Raw genomic sequence first — 1,953 nt, 5'->3', positions numbered from 1 at the left:
CAGGGCGGCGGCCCCGGGCGGACCGACCGCTTCCGCGGACACCGCCCCGGCAGGTAACGCTCCGGCACGGACGGCCTCGGCAGGCACCTCCTCGGCAGCGAGCGCCTCGGGAGAGGCCTCTTCCGCGGGGGCGGTCCCGGCAGGGAGCGCCTCCGCGCGGACCGCGCTCGGCGGGACGCGGACCGCGCCCGGACGCGGCGGGGCCCGCCGCCCGGGGCCGGACGGGACGCCGGAGCGGGAACGGGCCCGGCACTGGCTGTATCCGGACCTGCCGGGAGTCGACCTGCTGCGCGCCCGCTACGTGCGCAAGACGTTCCCCCAGCACACCCACGAGAGCTATGTCATCGCGGCCATCTCGCACGGCGTCGAGGGCTTCCGGCACGGCGGCACCGACTGGTACGCGGGCCCCGGCGGCCTCGCCCTGATCAACCCCGACACCCCGCACACGGGCTTCGCGCGGGACCCGGACGGCTGGCGCTACGGAGTGCTGTACCCGGCCGCCGACATCGTCGCCTCCATCACGGCCGAGAGCACCGGCCTGCGGGGGAGGCCCGGATTCGTCTCACCCGTGGTCGACGACCCGTACGCGGCGCGCCTGGTGTTCGAGGTGCTCCGCGCCGCCGAGGAGGGCAACGCGCTCGCCGCAGGCACGCTGCTGCACGCGGTGGTGGTCCGGCTGATGCGCGCGAACGGCGGGCCGCTGCCCGAGCGCGCCCCGCGCGGCGCCGGCGCCCGGGCCGCCGCGCGGGCACGCGCCGTGCTGCTGGAACGGATGGCGGACCCGCCGTCCCTCACGGCGCTCGCCGAGGAGACGGGCACCGGTCCGTTCGCGTTGCTGCGCGCCTTCAAAGAGGCGTACGGGATGCCCCCGCACTCCTGGCTCACCGACCTGCGGGTGCGCACGGCGCGGCGGCTGCTCGACGCCGGTCACACCCCGGCGCACGCCGCCGCGGAGGTGGGGTTCTCCGACCAGCCGCACCTCAACCGCCACTTCGGCCGGATCGTCGGCGTGCCGCCCGGGGCGTACCGGCGGGAGCGGCTCGCGGCCGCAAGAACGTACAAGACCGGAGACCGAACGGCCACGTAGCGTGCCCGCGTGGAACGAACAGCGCGCGGATCCTCCCCACCTTCCGAGCCCGGGACCAGCCGGGAGGACCACCTCGGGACCTCCGTCGGTGCGGATGCGGGTGCGGGTGCGGGCGCGGATGCCGGACCGGGCGCGGGCGGCGGCTCGCACCGGGGGCAGCCGCCCTCCGGCGGGCGTCCCGACGCCGCCGTGGTGCGGGACGCGCTCGGCGTGGGCGTGGCGGTGGGCCTGTCCGGCTTCGCCTTCGGCGTCACGTCGGCGGGCGCGGGGCTGACCGTGGGGCAGACGTGCGTCCTGAGCCTGCTGGTCTTCACCGGCGCCTCGCAGTTCGCGCTGGTCGGCGCGCTCGCGGCGGGCGGCAGCCCGCTGACCGCGGCCGCCGGCGCGTTCTTCCTCGGGGTGCGCAACGCCTTCTACGGGCTGCGGCTCTCGCAGCTGCTGAGTCTGCCCGGGCCGCTGCGTCCACTGGCCGCGCACTGGGTCATCGACGAGACGACCGCGGTCTCGCTGGCCCAGCGCGACCGGCGGGGGGCCCGGATCGGCTTCACCGTCACGGGCGTGACGCTCTACGTGCTGTGGAACCTCACGACCCTGGCCGGCGCCCTCGGGGCGCGGGCCCTGGGCGACACGGACGCCTGGGGGCTGGACGCCGCGGGCCCCGCCGTCTTCCTCGCCCTGCTCGCGCCGATGCTGCGCACGGCCGAGGACCGGGCGGTCGCGGGTCTCGCCGTACTGCTGGGCCTCGGGCTGCTGCCCGTCCTGCCCGCGGGCGTCCCCGTCCTGGCGGCCGCGCTCGCGGCCCCGGCCGTGCTCTGGGCCCGGGCGCGCCGCTACGGGCGCGAGGGACGTGACGAAGGGCGTGCTGG

Annotated in this window: 2 protein-coding genes; both read left to right on the top strand. The window is 77.7% G+C overall.

The window, feature by feature from the left end:
* The first annotated feature begins 256 nt into the window (after positions 1-256).
* Entirely contained in the window at positions 257-1,087 is an 831-nt protein-coding gene (locus tag L1885_RS27755; RefSeq protein WP_235799900.1) for an AraC family transcriptional regulator, read from the top strand.
* A 189-nt stretch (positions 1,088-1,276) separates the two neighbouring features.
* Positions 1,277-1,953: AzlC family ABC transporter permease (locus L1885_RS27750; RefSeq protein ID WP_372482049.1), on the top strand; the 677-nt coding region annotated here is incomplete at its 3' end.

The sequence above is a fragment of the Streptomyces fuscigenes genome (genome assembly GCF_021556455.1).
In the GTDB taxonomy this organism is placed as follows: Bacteria; Actinomycetota; Actinomycetes; order Streptomycetales; family Streptomycetaceae; genus Streptomyces; species Streptomyces fuscigenes.
This window is presented reverse-complemented; position numbering and strand designations above follow the sequence as displayed.